Below are 15,086 nucleotides of genomic sequence, written 5' to 3' on the forward strand. Positions count from 1 at the left end.
ATGGTGCATCCAGGAGGATTCGAACCTCCGACCGCTCGGTTCGTAGCCGAGTACTCTATCCAGCTGAGCTATGGATGCATGTCTATTTTTTTACTGCTTGCCTGCTTCGCTAACGAAACACGACAGAAAGAATGGTGCATCCAGGAGGATTCGAACCTCCGACCGCTCGGTTCGTAGCCGAGTACTCTATCCAGCTGAGCTATGGATGCACAGGAATTCTTTTTTGATACCGTATGGTACGTTGTTACTACCCCACCATACTGCAAAATATGGTGCATCCAGGAGGATTACTCGGCGCTAGCGCCTCGCCCTACGGGCCATTGCTTAAGCAATGTTATCCTCCTTCGAGCACTTTCTTGCTCGTCACCTGTCTGAAACTCTCGCTTCGCGACACATGAGGAAAATATGGTGCATCCAGGAGGATTCGAACCTCCGACCGCTCGGTTCGTAGCCGAGTACTCTATCCAGCTGAGCTATGGATGCAAATGGCGGTGAGGCGGGGATTCGAACCCCGGATGCAGCTTTTGACCGCATACTCCCTTAGCAGGGGAGCGCCTTCAGCCTCTCGGCCACCTCACCATACGCTTCTTTCGAATTGTGCCTAACTTGCTTTGGAGAAGCTCATCGGCACTGCGTGGCGCACATATTACTTTCTCCGACTTTTAAGTCAAACAATTTTTCCCAACTCATGCGCGTTTGCACAATTCACACCCAACATGGGCGATTTCACGGCAAAAAGGGCGTTTTATCAACAGGCAACCGCAGCGTCTGTGGCAACAAAGCAGGAAACTCACCGGGAAAATAATCACGAAAAAGAGAGGGGAGAACGAAAGAAGTGGGTAAAACGATGCAGTAGCGTCTCGTCTGGCAACGAGACGCTGCTTCGGAATCAGTAAGTCGTCTGCTGAGACTTCTCTGCCTGAATGCGCTGATAGATTTCTTCACGGTGAACCGAAACCTCTTTGGGGGCATTCACACCAATACGCACCTGGTTGCCTTTTACCCCTAGCACAGTGACCGTAACCTCATCGCCAATCATGAGGGTTTCACCAACTCGACGAGTCAGAATTAACATTCTTTGCTCCTTGAAAGATTAAAAGAGTCGGGTCTCTCAGTTTCCCCGTCATTATCCATCATATGTGGTGAAAACGTAAGCCGCGCAATCCACAATAAGTGTAAGCAGACTTGGTCCCACCTCAGATAATGGTAAGTTTAGCCGACCTGAAAAACTTTGTTCCCGCAATTGTAACTAAATTGTGTTAGCACAGTATGAAAACGCCATAATCAACAAAGTATTATGGCGTTTGTGCGTGCTATTTATTTATGTTCACAGCTTCGAGGCCACCCAGGCTTCTACGCTGTTTAACGCCGCTGACAGGGCGTTGATATCCGTCCCCCCCGCCATCGCCATATCAGGGCGACCACCGCCCTTGCCGCCGACCTGCTGCGCCACGTTGCCGATCAACTCGCCGGCTTTCACGCGGTCAGTCAGATCCTTGGTCACGCCCGCGACCAGGCTGACTTTGTCATCAGCCGTCGTCGCCAACACGATAATGGCCGAACCCAATTGATTTTTCAGGTCATCCACCATAGTGCGCAGCATTTTGGCTTCGACATTGTCCAACTGGCTGACCAACAGCTTCACGCCGTTAACCACTTTCGCCTGACTGGACAGCGACGCGCTTTCCTGCGCCGCCTGCTGATCTTTCAGTTGCTGCAGTTCTTTTTCCAGCACGCGGGTGCGATCGAGCACCGAGCGCACTTTATCGGTCAGGTTGTTGCTATCGCCCTTCACCAACTGCGCAACGTCTTGCAACAAATCGCTTTGCTGATGCAGCGTAGCGATAGCGCCAGCGCCGGTTACCGCTTCAATACGGCGGATGCCCGCCGCGGTGCCAGACTCGCTCAGAATGCGGAACAGGCCGATATCGCCGGTGCGGCTGGCGTGGGTGCCGCCGCACAGCTCGGTGGAGAAGTCGCCCATGGTCAGCACGCGAACGTTGTCGTCGTACTTCTCACCGAACAGCGCCATCGCACCCTTCTCTTTGGCATCTTCCAACGCCATCAGCTCGGTCTGCACCGGCAGGTTACGACGCACCTGCTGGTTAACCAGATCTTCCACCGCGCGAATTTGTTCCGGCTTCATCGCTTCGAAATGCGAGAAGTCGAAGCGCAGGTATTTGTCGTTAACCAGAGAGCCTTTCTGCGCAACGTGCTCGCCCAACGTTTGGCGCAGCGCAGCGTGCAGCAGGTGGGTCGCGGAGTGGTTCAGGCGGATGCTGTTGCGGCGTTCAGTGTCGATCTGCGCGTCTACGCGATCGTTCAGCTTCAGCGAACCTTGCGCCAGCTTGCCTTGATGGCCGATAGCCTGACCGTATTTCTGGGTGTCGTTGACCACAAACTCGGCGCCTGCGGCTTTCAGCACGCCTTTATCGCCGACCTGGCCGCCGGATTCACCGTAGAACGGCGTCTCGTCCAGCACCACCACCGCCTCTTCGCCAGCGTTGATCTGATCGACCGGCTGGCCGTCGCGGAACAGCGCAATGACCATCGCCTGCTGCTCGTCGTGATCGTAGCCGCTGAACTGACTTCTGCCGTCCACACGGATCAGGCTGTTGTAGTCGGCGCCGAAGCCGCTGGATTCGCGCGCGCGGCGGCGCTGTGCTTCCATCGCCTCTTCAAAGCCCGCTTCGTCGACTTTCAGACCGCGCTCGCGGCAGACGTCAGCGGTCAGGTCCACCGGGAAGCCGTAGGTATCGTACAGACGGAAAGCGGTTTCGCCGTCCAGGGTATCGCCCTGCAGCTTGGCCAGCTCTTCATCCAGCAGCGCCAGACCACGCTCCAGCGTACGGGCAAACTGCTCTTCTTCGGTTTTCAGCACCTGCTCCACCAGCGACTGCTGGCGTTTCAGTTCATCGGCCGCCGGGCCCATCACTTCGATCAGCGGCGCCACCAGCTTGTAGAAGAAGGTGTCTTTCGCGCCCAGCATGTTGCCATGGCGGATCGCACGACGAATGATGCGACGCAGCACGTAGCCGCGGTTTTCGTTAGACGGGATCACGCCGTCAGACACCAGGAAGGCGCAGGAACGGATGTGGTCGGCGATAACGCGCAGAGATTTATTGTCCAGATCGGTCGCACCGGTCACTTTCGCCACGGCGGCAATCAGGGTGCGGAACAGGTCGATCTCATAGTTGGAGTTCACATGCTGCAACACCGCCGCGATGCGTTCCAGGCCCATACCGGTATCCACCGAAGGTTTCGGCAGCGGCAACATGGTGCCGTCGGACTGACGGTTGAACTGCATGAAAACGATGTTCCAGATCTCGATGTAGCGATCGCCGTCTTCTTCCGGGCTGCCCGGAGGACCACCCCAAATGTGATCGCCGTGATCGTAGAAAATCTCGGTGCACGGGCCGCATGGGCCGGTATCGCCCATCTGCCAGAAGTTATCGGAAGCGAAAGGCGCGCCCTTGTTGTCGCCGATGCGGATAATGCGCTCGGCCGGTACGCCGATTTGCTTCTGCCAGATGTCGAATGCTTCGTCATCGGTTTCATACACAGTGACCCACAGTCGCTCTTTCGGCAGGTTGAACCAGTTTTCACCGGTCAGCAGTTCCCACGCGTAGCTGATCGCATCGTGCTTGAAGTAATCGCCGAAGCTGAAGTTGCCCAGCATTTCAAAGAAGGTGTGGTGACGAGCGGTATACCCGACGTTTTCCAGGTCGTTATGCTTGCCGCCTGCGCGCACGCAGCGCTGCGAGGTAGTGGCGCGGGAATAGGCGCGTTTGTCGAGCCCCAGGAAAACATCCTTAAATTGGTTCATGCCGGCATTGGTAAACAGCAATGTCGGATCATTGTTAGGCACCAGGGAGCTGCTTGCTACAACCTGATGACCCTTACTATGAAAGAAATCGAGAAACGCTTGACGGATCTCAGCGGTGCTCTTGCTCATAATTTTCCTGGAAAGGCTAGAATAACGACACGTGAGCCGGTGGCGCGTCATCCCGACGATGACAACCAGCTCACGAACAAAAAGTGGGGATAAGATAAATTTTCTTCAGAGGGAAGTAAAACCCCGTGTGCGCTCATTGCGCAAAATCACGGTAAATTGACTGAATTTCTTCCTGGAAAAAGCCGCGATAGAGCAGATAACGCTGCACTTTGGCTTTCTCTTTCCAGTCAGTTGGCAACGCATCGCCAAATTTTCGCTGCGCCACCTGTTTCGCCTGTTCACACCAGTCGATGTCGCATTCCGCCAGCGCGTCCTGTACCAGCGCTTTGTCGACGCCCTTTTGCATCAGTTCGCTGCGGATGCGCTGCGCGCCGTAACCTTTGCGGCTGCGGCTGCCAATGTAGCTGTGGGCGAAACGCTTATCGTCCAGCCAATTATGCTGATAACAGTAGGCGATAACCTGCTCGATCAGCGCAGGATCTACCGGCTCTTCAGCCACCGGCGGTGATGTCGACGCATGTGGCCCCTTGCCGCCAAAACGGGCTTTCGCCACAAACGGCTGCGCCGCAAGTTTGCGGCGCAGTTCAGCTTCACTATGATCGCGTTGCGACAGCAGGCGCATGGCGCGGCTTAGCAAGTCATTCATCATTTGAGCCTGAATTCAGGGGATGTGCGCCACATAAACGGCGGCGCACATCTTCAGCGATTAAAACTGCTCGCTGGTTTCCGCTTCGTCATCTTCGAAGTCGTCACCGGAGGCAGCCACCAGCTCACCGCCGCTGTGCAGCAGCAGGTCGCGCAGTTTCTTATCCAGCTCGGCGGCGATAGCCGGGTTTTCTTTCAGGAAGTTACAGGCGTTCGCCTTGCCCTGACCGATCTTCTCGCCGTTATAGCTGTACCAGGCGCCGGCTTTTTCGATCATCTTGTGCTTCACGCCCAGATCGACCAGCTCACCACGGCTGTTGATGCCTTCGCCGTACATGATTTGGAATTCAGCCTGTTTGAACGGCGCAGCGATTTTGTTCTTCACCACTTTCACGCGGGTTTCGCTGCCCACCACTTCGTCGCCCTCTTTGATGGCGCCGATACGACGGATATCCAGGCGTACCGAAGCGTAGAACTTCAGGGCGTTACCACCGGTGGTGGTTTCCGGGTTGCCGAACATCACACCGATCTTCATACGGATCTGGTTGATGAAGATCAGCAGGGTATTGGCGTTTTTCAGGTTGCCGGCCAGCTTACGCATCGCCTGGCTCATCATGCGCGCCGCCAGACCCATGTGCGAATCGCCGATTTCACCCTCGATTTCCGCCTTCGGCGTCAGCGCCGCCACGGAGTCGACGATGATGACGTCAACCGCGCCGGAGCGGGTCAGCGCATCACAGATTTCCAGCGCCTGCTCGCCGGTGTCCGGCTGGGAGCACAGCAGGTTGTCGATATCAACGCCCAGCTTTTTCGCATAGATAGGATCCAGCGCATGCTCAGCATCAATGAACGCACAGGTTTTTCCTTCGCGCTGCGCAGCGGCGATCACCTGCAGCGTCAGGGTAGTTTTACCGGACGATTCCGGGCCATAGATTTCGACGATGCGGCCCATCGGCAGGCCGCCGGCGCCCAGAGCGATATCGAGTGACAGTGAGCCGGTGGAGATCGTTTCCACGTCCATGGAGCGGTCTTCACCCAGGCGCATGATGGAGCCTTTGCCGAACTGTTTCTCAATCTGGCCCAGTGCCGCAGCTAACGCCTTTTGCTTGTTCTCATCAATAGCCATTTTTGCTCCTTCGTTTCGCAATGCCGGTGTTACCCCACACTGCCACTGAATGTATGTTGTGCAGGAAATGTCACTAATTATACTGTATGGTCATACAGTATCAAGCCTAATTTACAAAAATTCGTCGATGGCGGTTTGCAGCGCGAAAATCGTCGCCTGCAGCCGCACCGCATCGCGGTCGCCCTCGAATTGCATCTTGCGCGACAGCCCCCGGCCATCGCTGCCGGCGAAACCGAACCACACGGTGCCGACCGGCTTTTCCGCGCTGCCGCCGTCCGGGCCGGCGATGCCGCTCACCGACAGCGCCAGATCGGCCTGCGCCGCACGCAGCGCCCCTATCGCCATCTCGCGCACCACCTCTTCGCTGACCGCGCCGTGCGCCGCCAACGTCGCTTCGTTCACCCCCAGCAGGTCATGCTTTGCCGCATTGCTGTAGGTGACGAAACCGCGATCGAAATAGGCGGAGCTGCCGGCGATATCGGTAATGGCCTTGGCGATCCCCCCCCCGGTGCAGGATTCCGCACAGGTGATCCAGCGGCCCTGAGCCTTCAGTTTCTCCCCTGCCAGCACGCTGAGCTGACGCAGTTGGTTTTCACTCATAATCCCTCCCTCGCGAATTCAGGTATATGCGCCCGATAGTAGCATTTATCAAGGCGCTGCAGCGGCTGACACGTTGAAATGCGCAGCGCCTCGCAGGAGGTGCGGTTTTAAGCGCCCGGCCAAGCTGCTAGTATCAAAAGAAGCGCCCCATCGAGCGGCGGCGCACCAGCACAAGGAACATCACGGAGGCGGCACGCTGCGGCGGCGGCCTCAGGGCGCACCAGAAGAGATTAGGATGATAGCGTGAAAAAAACGTTGGGCGTATTTTTGCCGTTGTACACCACCACCCTGCTGCTGCTGTTGGGCTCGGGCCTGCTCACCACCTACGTCTCGCTGCGGCTGACCTCCATCCACGTCAGCAGCGCGTTGATCGGCGCTATCATCGCCGCCAACTACATCGGGTTGGTGATCGGCGGCAAGGTCGGCCACTTTCTCATCGCCCGCGTCGGGCATATCCGCGCCTACGTGGCCTGCGCCGGCATCATCACCGCCGCGGTGCTGGGGCACGGCCTGACGGAGTTCATTCCCGCCTGGGTCGCGCTGCGTCTGGTGATCGGGCTGTGCATGATGTGCCAGTATATGGTGCTGGAAAGCTGGCTGAACGACCAGGCGGAATCCAACCAGCGCGGCATGGTGTTCGGCTTCTATATGGCGGCGACCTATCTCGGCATGTCGCTGGGCCAGATCGTGCTGATGCTGCAAAGCAATCTGGGCATCACCACGCTGCTGGTGATCGCACTGTGTTTCGCGCTCTGTCTGGTGCCGATCGCTCTCACCACCCGCACCAATGCGCGCCACATGTCGCCGGCCCCGATGGAGCTGCGTTACTTTGTCGGCGCCATTCCCAAGGTGCTGGCCACCACGTTGGTGATCGGCATGGTGGTGGGCTCGTTTTACGGCCTGGCGCCGGTCTACGCCAGCCTGCAATCCTTAACCACTCAGCAAACCGGCCTGTTCATGGCGCTGGCTATCTTCGCCGGGTTGGTGGCGCAGTTCCCGCTCAGTTGGCTGTCGGATCGCTATAACCGCCCGTTGCTGATGCGCTTCAACGCCATTTTGCTGATCGTGGCGGCGCTGCCGCTGGCACTGCTGCCGCACATCGATTTCCCGCTGCTGCTGGCGGTGGGGTTCGTCGTCAGCATGCTGCAGTTTACGCTCTATCCGCTGGTGGTGGCATTGGCCAACGATCTGATCGAGCCGGAGCGCCGCGTCTCGCTGGCCGCCTGTCTGCTGATGGCGTTCGGCGTCGGCGCCAGCATCGGGCCGTTGGCGGTCGGCGCACTGATCGAGCCGCTTGGCGGCAATATCCTGTACGCCTTCTTCGCTCTGTGCGGCGTACTGCTGGCGGCCCTCGGCCGTACGGCGAAAGCGGAGGAACCGCAGCTGGCACAGGACGCGCCGGTGCCGCACATTGCGCTGCCAGACAGCCTCGCCAGTTCACCGCTGTCGCCTGCGCTCAATCCGACCTTCGATGAGCAGATCATTCACGACACCATGCCGCCGCCGGAAGCGGCGCCCGATGTCGAGGAGCCACAGCCCGAAGAACAGGAGGAGGAACCCTTGCCTCAGGGAGCCGATCCGCAAGAGGACACCGGCCTGAAAAAGGCGCACGCCATGCTGTAAACGGTGGTGCTACAGATCCTGGAAGGAGCCCAGCATAAAACCGCGTTCGGCGATCGCCGCTTTCAGCGTCGGCGCGGTCAACACATCCAGCTCGACGAGGCGCGGGTGGCAGTATTTGCTCTGCAGGATCGTCGCATCGAGGAACGCCGGGTGGCACATCATTTCCAATGACTCGGCGCCCTGCGCGTCGGCGCGTGCCAACCTCTGCAGGAACAAGGCTTCGGAAATCGTTTCACCGTAGAATCCCGCGTCAAACGCGTCGGTGCTGTAGGGCGTCTGCAACGCAATACCGCGCCGTTTCGCCTCTTCGCGATCGAGGCGCAGCGGCAGACCCTGTGCCTGTGCAAACGCCTCCACCAGCGGGTAAATCTGCGGCTGCATATGCACATGGTGGTGGCTGTCGATATGCGTTGGCGCCCTGCCGAACAGCGTCACAAACCGCGTGAACTGGCGCTGCAGCTCCTCCTGAATCTCGTCCAGCTGCAGCTCGCCGGCCTCGGCGCGGCCCCACAGCCATTTGCCCAGCTCGCCATGCTCATTGACCAGCGAAGGCATGGCGCCCAGCGGCCTGCCATGGGTCAAAACGAAATGCAGCCCGATCGGCAACCCCGGATATTGCCGGCTGAGCGCCGCCGCGTGCTGGGCGCCGCCGCCGTTCACCATCGCCGTGGTGGAGGAAACGACGCCATGCTGATACGCCTCGACGACGCCGTAGTTCTGTCCTTTGCTCAGGCCGAAGTCGTCGGCATTCACGATCAGTAGTTTTTCCATAATGGCTCCCGCAGGATGAATTTTCGGCAAGGAAAAGCCGACCGACCGGCGCGGCATTCCCCTTCTCGAAGGTAAAAATCGAATGATTAACCGGCCGGCGACCTAAAGCTCATCGGCATATCGGCGTTAATACTGATCGGGAGCGGCCCTAAAGAGGGCCGTAACACTTTTTTCGGTAGTTGCCTGGGGTCACGTCGGTGAGCCGCTTGAAGTTTTTAATGAACAGACTGACGTCGCCATAGCCAGAATCAAAGGCGATATCGGAAACCGAATAGTTGGTGACCTCCAGCTGCGTCTTGGCGAAATTGATGCGGATCTCATTGATCACCTGCATCGGCGTCTTATGGTAGTAACGCCGCATCGCCCGGGTCAGATACTCCTGAGTCTTCCCCGACAGCGCCACCATGTTCGCCAACGCCCTTTCGCCGAACATCGCCTTGTCATGCATGCCGGCCAGGGTGTTCTTCAGCCACTGCGGGATATCATCGCCGCCGTCGTTTTCTTCTTTATAGTGACGAATGCGGCTGATCACATAGAAAGTCAGCGTTTCGAGAAACTCGGCGAAATCATCCTCGCGAAACTGCGGCGAACTCACCACCGATTCGATATAGGCCAAGAACTCGCTTCTCAGGCTGTAGGCCTGCGAGGCGATGAAGCAACGCGGCAGCTGCTGCAAATAGTGCTCTTCAAAAAACGCCTTGCTGACCGCCACGTTGAAGATTTTCGTCGCGCCAAACTCGTAAAAGCTCTGGTGGTAGGAGCCGATAGGGATAAAGACGAAATCCCCGCGTTCCAGCAGCACCCGCTTGCCGTTGATCTCCTGGTAGCACTTGCCGCTCAGCACGATGGTGAACTCGTAATAGTCGTGCTGATGCAGCCCGGTGGCGCTTTCCACCTTGTTGTAGATAAACAGGTGAAAATCTTTGCAGTTAAAGAAATCCTGCTCGCGAATCAGCTTCACATCGTTCGCACTCAGCGAAATTCGGTTGTCGGACACGGCGCCGGCCTCCCGTTAGTCAAATCCGTTGCGTCTGGCCGCCTCGGCAAACCAGTAGCCGCTTTTCTTGATGGTGCGGCGCTGATCCGCCCGATCCAGCCGCACCAGCCCATAACGATTCTTGTAGGCGTTCAGCCAGGACCAGCAGTCGATAAAGGTCCACAGATGATAGCCTTTGCACTGCGAGCCTTCCGCCAGCGCGCGGTGCAGCCATTTCAGGTGCTCGCGAATAAAGTCGATGCGGTAGTCGTCTTCCACCCGCCCATCGGCGCCGATAAACGCCTCTTCGCCCTCAACGCCCATGCCGTTTTCGGAAATATAACAAGGCAGATTGCCGTAGTTCTCTTTCAGATCCATCAGGATGTCGTACAGCCCCTTTTCGTAGATCTCCCAGCCGCGGTGCGGATTGATTTTGCGGCCCGGCATTGCATAGTAACTGAACAAATCCTCCGGCGATGCGATCGGCCCCTCGGCACGGCGCCCCTCTTTCGCCTGCACCCTGCGCGGTTGGTAATAGTTGACGCCGAGGATGTCCACCACGCCGTCTTCAATCAGCTGCGCATCCTGCGGCTCGCAGTGGGGCATCAGCCCATGCCGCTCCAGCAGCTGCAGCAACGCCGCCGGATAACGCCCTTTGGCGACCGGATCGAGGAAACTGCGGTTGAGCAGCAGATCGGCGTCGTGCGCAGCCTGCCGATCCTCCGACGCATCGGAACGCGGATAGGTCGGGCTCAGATTCAGAATGATGCCGATGCTCCCCGGCAGCCCGCGCGCTCTGAAACGCTGCACCGCCATGGCATGCGCCAGTACGCTGTGATACGCCACGGTGACCGCCCGTTTGAAGTCCACTACGCAAGGGTAGTGCAGGTCATTCAGGTAACCGGCCTCCACCGGCACGATCGGCTCGTTGAAGGTGAACCAGTGGGTGACCCGATCGCCAAACAGACCGAAGCAAATGTCGGCGTAACGCGCATAGGCTTCGACCACCGCCCGGTTTTCCCAGCCGCCGCGCTGCTGCATGCACAGCGGCATATCGAAGTGGTAGAGATTGATAAACGGGGTGATGCCCTGCGCCAGCAGCTCCTCGATCATCGCGTTATAGAAAGCCACCGCCTGTGGGTTCACCTCGCCGTCGCCGTCCGGGATCAGCCGCGACCACGAGATCGACGTTCTAAAGGTATTGTGGCCCAACGTTTTGAGCAGCCCGATGTCGGTGCGGAAATGGTCGTAAAAGGTCGAGGCCTCGGCCGGCCCCACCCGATCGTGAAAGCGCTCGGGCGCGATCTCGAACCAATAGTCGAAGATGTTGCGGCTTTTGCCGTCCCGTGCGGCCGCCCCTTCAGACTGCGGCGCGGAGGTGGCGCTGCCCCACCAGAACCCGTCGGCAAATTGATATTCCATACTCGCGTCCCTCGCGGGGCGGCCACGCCGCCCCGTTCCACTGTTAGAATTTCAGCGCCTTGGCGATGTCTTCTTCGCTTTCCGTCGCCGCGTCGATCTGGCTCTGCGCCTTGTTGGAGATCGCCACGAACGGCAGATAAATCACGGTGGCAACCGCCAGGTTGAACAGGCTCAGCAACAGGGCCATGATGCTGCCGTTGGTGTTGAAGAACGCCCCCAGGCCGACTGGCATGGTCCAGGGCGCGATGTTGGTGATCGGCGGGATCAGCCCGGAGTAATAAGCCAGTGAGGTGATGATGGTCAGCACTGGCTGCACCAGAATAAACGGAATGAACATCACCGGGTTCATGATCACCGGCAGGCCGAACAGAATCGGTTCGTTGATCTGGAAAATGCCGGATGGCGTCGCCAACTTGGCGACCTGGCGGTAATCCTCGCGGCGCGAGGCGATGAAGATGGCGATGATCAGGCCCAGCGTCGAGCCGGTGCCGCCAAGGTAGATGTAGGAGTCGACGAACGGTTTCGCCCACATATGGAACTCTTTGCCGGCGGCCACCGCCGCTTCGACCGAACCGTATTTGTTGTACAGCTCCACGTTTTCCAGCGCGAACGGCGTCATGATGCCGCTGTCCAGCGCCGCCAGCGCCATGGAGCCGTGCACCCCGAAGAACCACAGCAGCGAGGAGAACAGCACGTAAACCCAGCCCACCACGCTGCCCATCTTGGCCAGCGGCGCCGAAATGCCGTCCATGATGATCTGGTGGAAGTTGGTGCCCCAGTGCGCCAGCGCGAACGCCACCAGCCCCATGATGGAGAGGATGATGAAACCGGGGATCAGCGCCGAGAAAGAGCGCGACACCGAAGCCGGCACGCTGTCCGGCAAGCTGATCACCCAGTTGCGCCGTACGATGAAAGCAAACATCTCAGCCACCGCCAGCCCGATCACCATACCGGAAATGATGTTGGCGCCGCCCAGCCAATTGGCGCCCACCGCATAGGCCTCGCCGACGTTGAACGGCGTGACGGTCATGAAGGCCGCCACCGCCAGCAGCGCCGAGGCCAGTGGATCGACCTTGCGCTCTTCGGCCAACGCCATGCTGATAAAGAACGGCGTCATCAGGGACATGATCCCTAGCGTACCGTTATAAACGCTGCCACCAATGCTCTTCAGGCTATTCAGCGTCTCGATGGTGGAGGCGTCCACCCTTACGCCCAATGAATAGAAAAACGATCCCTCGCCGAAGCTCAGGAACACGTTGTTGATCAACACGAACATCGCCCCGGTCAAGGTCAGCGGCATCAGGCGGATAAAGCCGTTCTTGATGGCGTTGACATGGGGCTGCTTACCGATTTTTACGGCGAAAGGCAGGATAACCTTCTCGAGCGAGGCAATGAGGGTATTCACGGCGGCCTCCTGTTATTGATTGGCTTTCTTGATGGCGGCCACCGCGGCCTTCAGTACGCCCAGCCCATCGACCTTGCCGTACAACAGCGGATCGATGACTTCAACAGGTTTATTGGGCAGCTGTTTCTGCACTTCCGGCAGAGTGTAGGCGATCTGCGGCCCCAGCAGGATCAGATCCGCTTCAACGCCTTTCTCCGCGGCCAGCGCTTCCGGATAGGCGGCGATGATCACCGGCACTTCATATTTTTCGGCCTGCGCCTTCATTTTTGATACCAACAGGGAAGTGGACATACCGGCAGAACAAAATAGATAGATTTTTTTCTTTTCCATACCAAGCACCTCAGATAATCAAAAAAACCCGGTGTTATTTGTATGCCAGATGCAATCACGATTGCTTCACGCACATTCCTTATGAAAATTTCCGTCACGTTGCCCTGGTTACAGACAGTATACGGAGCATGAAAAACGGATCGGTAAGCCAAGAGGAGACAGAACCGTCTCTCATTGACCTGATGGATTGACCCTCTTCACATTTTGCACAAAAAAATAGTGTGACCGGGCTCTCAAATAACCGCCAAAAACTCAGAATATTCTTAATAAATAATCAAATAACAATTATAAACAGCAAGTTATGAACTCGCTGAGAATTTAAGAGGTTATTTGCGTCTGAACAAACGGCGAGGGAATAAAAATAGTTCAAGCTTGATTCGGCTGCTGCCATCCGAACGCGACGGCAGCAGGCGAAGAGGATTACATGGGCAGACGCAGCAACTCGATCACCGTGGCCAGCGCCACGGAATGGTTCCTGCGGTTGGGGTAATAGAGGTAAAAACCGGGAAACGGCGCGCACCAGTCGGCCAGCACCCGCCGCAACCGCCCGCTCGCCAGGTATTCTTCCACCTCCTGCTCGATGGCAAAAGCGATGCCGACGTTCGCCAGCGCCGCCTGCACCATCATCCTGCCGTCATCGAGTATCAACGGGCTGTTAACCGCCACAGAAAATCGCTGCTCCCCCTGCTGAAAAGCCCATTTGTAGCGCTCGCCTGAAGAGGCTTTGCGCCAACCGATGCAACGGTGCTGCAGTAAATCCCGCGGATGCGTCGGCTCGCCGTGCCGCTGAAAATAGTCCGGCGTGGCGACGATGGCAAAACGCAGATCCGGTGTCAGGCGCACCGCGCGCATATCGTTATGCAGGTCCTCACCGAGCCGGATGCCGGCGTCAAAACCTTGCTCGACGATATTGGCGAACCCCTCGTCCGCCACCACTTCCAGCGTAATGCCGGGGTATTCGCTGGCCAACCGCCCCAGATGCGGCACGATGGCGAGATCGATCGCAGAACGCGGCGCGTTGATGCGCACCAGGCCGCGCGGCCCTTCGCGAAACGCATTCAGGCTCTCGAGCGCGGCGTCGATGTCGGTAAAAGCCGGCACCAGCTGCGCCAGCAGATGCTCTCCGGCCTCCGTCGGCGAGACGTTGCGGGTGGTGCGGTTCAGCAGGCGAATGCCCACCTGCGCCTCCAGTTCGCGCAGGGTGTGGGTCAGCGTCGGCGGCGTCACGCCCAATCGGGCGGCGGCGCGGCGGAAGCTGCGTTCACTGGCGATAGCCACGAAGGCCGCCAGGCCGGACAGTTCGGGTTTCTTCATGCTATTGATATAAATTATCTAATAGTGAGATGAATTTTTAGCGGATAGTTATCCGTCATCTAACAACATAGCATTGCGATCGAACCCATTACCAGGTATCGATGCGATGATTAATGCTACAGCTCCAACCCATGAAACGCCGCGCCGTCTGGCAGACAAAGTCGTACTGGTGAGCGGCGGCGGTACCGGTATCGGCCGCGCTGCGGCGCTGGCCTATGCCCGCGAGGGCGCCAAAGTCGCACTAGTCGGCCGGCGCGCGGCGGAGATCGAAGCCACGGCGCGCGATATCGCGCTAGCCGGCGGTGACGCCCTGCCCATCGTGGCCGACGTCTCCCTGGAAGACGATATCCGTAGGCTGCTCGCCGCAGTGACCGCCCACTACGGCCGGCTCGACGTCGCTTTCAACAACGCCGGCATCATCGGCAACTTCGCCCCCATCACCGAACAGAGCAGCGAGGATTTTGACCGCGTGATCGCCATTAACCTCAGAGGCGTCTGGCTGGCGATGAAATACGAGATTGAAACCTTCCTGGCACAGCATTCAGGCGGCGTGATCATCAACACCTCCTCCTGGCTGACCCACGGCGCGCTGGCCGGCTCATCCAGCTACTCCGCCAGCAAAGGCGCGCTCGATGCGATGATCCGCGCGGTGGCGCTCGAATACAGCGGCCAGGGCATCCGCGTCAACAACATCAACCCCGGCATCATCGACACGCCGATGGCGCGCGGCAGCGTGGCCGACAGCGCGGCGTTCGCGCCCTTTATCGCCCATACGCCCGCCGGCCGCTTGGGCGAATCGGAAGACATCGGCGATGTGGCGCTGTGGTTGGCGACGAACGAGGCCCGCTTCATCACCGGCCAAAGCCTGCTGGTGGACGGCGGTTACACCATCGCCGGCATGCGCTGAGGAGACGATGCC

The 15,086-nt window shown here is 58.5% G+C and carries 14 protein-coding genes and 4 tRNA genes; 3 read left to right on the forward strand and 15 right to left on the reverse strand.

Features of this window, described 5'->3' with window-relative positions:
• Position 1 precedes the first annotated feature (1 nt).
• The 6 genes from FOT55_RS02125 to alaS all read right to left on the reverse strand — a co-directional run bounded on the left by FOT55_RS02125 (position 2) and on the right by alaS (position 3,955).
• Positions 2-78: transfer RNA gene (locus FOT55_RS02125), tRNA-Arg, on the reverse strand.
• Between the two features lie 54 nt (positions 79-132).
• Positions 133-209 (reverse strand) — tRNA-Arg (locus FOT55_RS02130).
• Positions 210-406: 197 nt separating this feature from the next.
• Positions 407-483: transfer RNA gene (locus FOT55_RS02135), tRNA-Arg, on the reverse strand.
• Between the two features lie 3 nt (positions 484-486).
• A tRNA-Ser gene (locus FOT55_RS02140) sits at positions 487-579 on the reverse strand.
• A gap of 310 nt (positions 580-889) precedes the next feature.
• Positions 890-1,075 carry a carbon storage regulator CsrA gene (csrA, locus tag FOT55_RS02145; protein ID WP_004091602.1) on the reverse strand — a complete coding sequence of 62 codons (186 nt, stop codon included), beginning with the start codon at positions 1,073-1,075 and terminating at the stop codon, positions 890-892.
• 252 nt (positions 1,076-1,327) lie between these two features.
• Entirely contained in the window at positions 1,328-3,955 is a 2,628-nt protein-coding gene (alaS, locus tag FOT55_RS02150; protein WP_147823038.1) for an alanine--tRNA ligase, read from the reverse strand.
• Here alaS and FOT55_RS25380 point away from each other — a divergent pair.
• The gene (locus FOT55_RS25380) at positions 3,905-4,048 is read left to right on the forward strand and encodes a hypothetical protein (protein ID WP_162180460.1); all 144 of its coding nucleotides are present in this window, start codon (positions 3,905-3,907) and stop codon (positions 4,046-4,048) included. The genes alaS and FOT55_RS25380 overlap by 51 nt on opposite strands.
• A 40-nt stretch (positions 4,049-4,088) precedes the next feature.
• Here the strand turns inward: FOT55_RS25380 and recX are convergent, their stop codons facing one another.
• The 3 genes from recX to pncC form a co-directional block, all read right to left on the reverse strand.
• Positions 4,089-4,601, reverse strand: a complete 513-nt coding sequence (gene recX / locus FOT55_RS02155; protein WP_025301634.1) for a recombination regulator RecX — start codon at positions 4,599-4,601, stop codon at positions 4,089-4,091.
• 60 nt (positions 4,602-4,661) lie between these two features.
• Positions 4,662-5,726, reverse strand: a complete 1,065-nt coding sequence (gene recA, locus FOT55_RS02160) for a recombinase RecA (RefSeq protein WP_004932541.1) — start codon at positions 5,724-5,726, stop codon at positions 4,662-4,664.
• Between the two features lie 111 nt (positions 5,727-5,837).
• Complete coding sequence (gene pncC / locus FOT55_RS02165; protein ID WP_025301633.1) at positions 5,838-6,326, reverse strand: nicotinamide-nucleotide amidase; 489 nt, start codon at positions 6,324-6,326, stop codon at positions 5,838-5,840.
• Between the two features lie 243 nt (positions 6,327-6,569).
• On the opposite strand from pncC, the gene FOT55_RS02170 reads away from it, so the two are divergent.
• The gene (locus tag FOT55_RS02170) at positions 6,570-7,949 is read left to right on the forward strand and encodes an MFS transporter (protein ID WP_043135805.1); all 1,380 of its coding nucleotides are present in this window, start codon (positions 6,570-6,572) and stop codon (positions 7,947-7,949) included.
• A 9-nt stretch (positions 7,950-7,958) separates the two neighbouring features.
• Here FOT55_RS02170 and chbG read toward each other — a convergent pair whose 3' ends face one another.
• The 6 genes from chbG to FOT55_RS02200 form a co-directional block, all read right to left on the reverse strand.
• On the reverse strand, positions 7,959-8,720 hold the full coding sequence (gene chbG, locus FOT55_RS02175; protein ID WP_049294841.1) for a chitin disaccharide deacetylase: 762 nt from the start codon (positions 8,718-8,720) through the stop codon (positions 7,959-7,961).
• A gap of 148 nt (positions 8,721-8,868) precedes the next feature.
• Positions 8,869-9,717, reverse strand: a complete 849-nt coding sequence (gene chbR / locus FOT55_RS02180; RefSeq protein ID WP_147823039.1) for a transcriptional regulator ChbR — start codon at positions 9,715-9,717, stop codon at positions 8,869-8,871.
• 15 nt (positions 9,718-9,732) lie between these two features.
• Complete coding sequence (locus FOT55_RS02185; protein ID WP_147823040.1) at positions 9,733-11,118, reverse strand: glycoside hydrolase family 1 protein; 1,386 nt, start codon at positions 11,116-11,118, stop codon at positions 9,733-9,735.
• A 43-nt stretch (positions 11,119-11,161) separates the two neighbouring features.
• The gene (chbC, locus tag FOT55_RS02190) at positions 11,162-12,523 is read right to left on the reverse strand and encodes a PTS N,N'-diacetylchitobiose transporter subunit IIC (protein ID WP_147823041.1); all 1,362 of its coding nucleotides are present in this window, start codon (positions 12,521-12,523) and stop codon (positions 11,162-11,164) included.
• Positions 12,524-12,535: 12 nt separating this feature from the next.
• Positions 12,536-12,853 (reverse strand): PTS sugar transporter subunit IIB, encoded by a 318-nt coding sequence (locus FOT55_RS02195; protein WP_004932561.1) that lies wholly within the window; start codon positions 12,851-12,853, stop codon positions 12,536-12,538.
• 420 nt (positions 12,854-13,273) lie between these two features.
• The gene (locus tag FOT55_RS02200) at positions 13,274-14,167 is read right to left on the reverse strand and encodes a LysR family transcriptional regulator (RefSeq protein WP_043135815.1); all 894 of its coding nucleotides are present in this window, start codon (positions 14,165-14,167) and stop codon (positions 13,274-13,276) included.
• Between the two features lie 106 nt (positions 14,168-14,273).
• Between FOT55_RS02200 and FOT55_RS02205 the strand changes: the two genes are divergently transcribed.
• A complete protein-coding gene (locus tag FOT55_RS02205) occupies positions 14,274-15,074 on the forward strand; it encodes an SDR family NAD(P)-dependent oxidoreductase (protein ID WP_187181926.1) in 801 nt (266 codons plus the stop codon).
• The last annotated feature ends 12 nt before the right edge of the window (positions 15,075-15,086 follow it).

This window comes from Serratia bockelmannii (genome assembly GCF_008011855.1).
GTDB lineage: Bacteria > Pseudomonadota > Gammaproteobacteria > Enterobacterales > Enterobacteriaceae > Serratia > Serratia bockelmannii.

Coding starts and splice junctions, on each gene's coding strand:
- recX (WP_025301634.1), bottom strand. CDS start 4,601: ATGAATGACTTGCTAAGCCGCGCCATGCGCCTGCTGTCGCAACGCGAT.
- FOT55_RS02195 (WP_004932561.1), bottom strand. CDS start 12,853: ATGGAAAAGAAAAAAATCTATCTATTTTGTTCTGCCGGTATGTCCACT.
- FOT55_RS02200 (WP_043135815.1), bottom strand. CDS start 14,167: ATGAAGAAACCCGAACTGTCCGGCCTGGCGGCCTTCGTGGCTATCGCC.
- FOT55_RS25380 (WP_162180460.1), top strand. CDS start 3,905: ATGAAAGAAATCGAGAAACGCTTGACGGATCTCAGCGGTGCTCTTGCT.
- recA (WP_004932541.1), bottom strand. CDS start 5,726: ATGGCTATTGATGAGAACAAGCAAAAGGCGTTAGCTGCGGCACTGGGC.
- FOT55_RS02185 (WP_147823040.1), bottom strand. CDS start 11,118: ATGGAATATCAATTTGCCGACGGGTTCTGGTGGGGCAGCGCCACCTCC.
- alaS (WP_147823038.1), bottom strand. CDS start 3,955: ATGAGCAAGAGCACCGCTGAGATCCGTCAAGCGTTTCTCGATTTCTTT.
- csrA (WP_004091602.1), bottom strand. CDS start 1,075: ATGTTAATTCTGACTCGTCGAGTTGGTGAAACCCTCATGATTGGCGAT.
- chbG (WP_049294841.1), bottom strand. CDS start 8,720: ATGGAAAAACTACTGATCGTGAATGCCGACGACTTCGGCCTGAGCAAA.
- pncC (WP_025301633.1), bottom strand. CDS start 6,326: ATGAGTGAAAACCAACTGCGTCAGCTCAGCGTGCTGGCAGGGGAGAAA.
- FOT55_RS02205 (WP_187181926.1), top strand. CDS start 14,274: ATGATTAATGCTACAGCTCCAACCCATGAAACGCCGCGCCGTCTGGCA.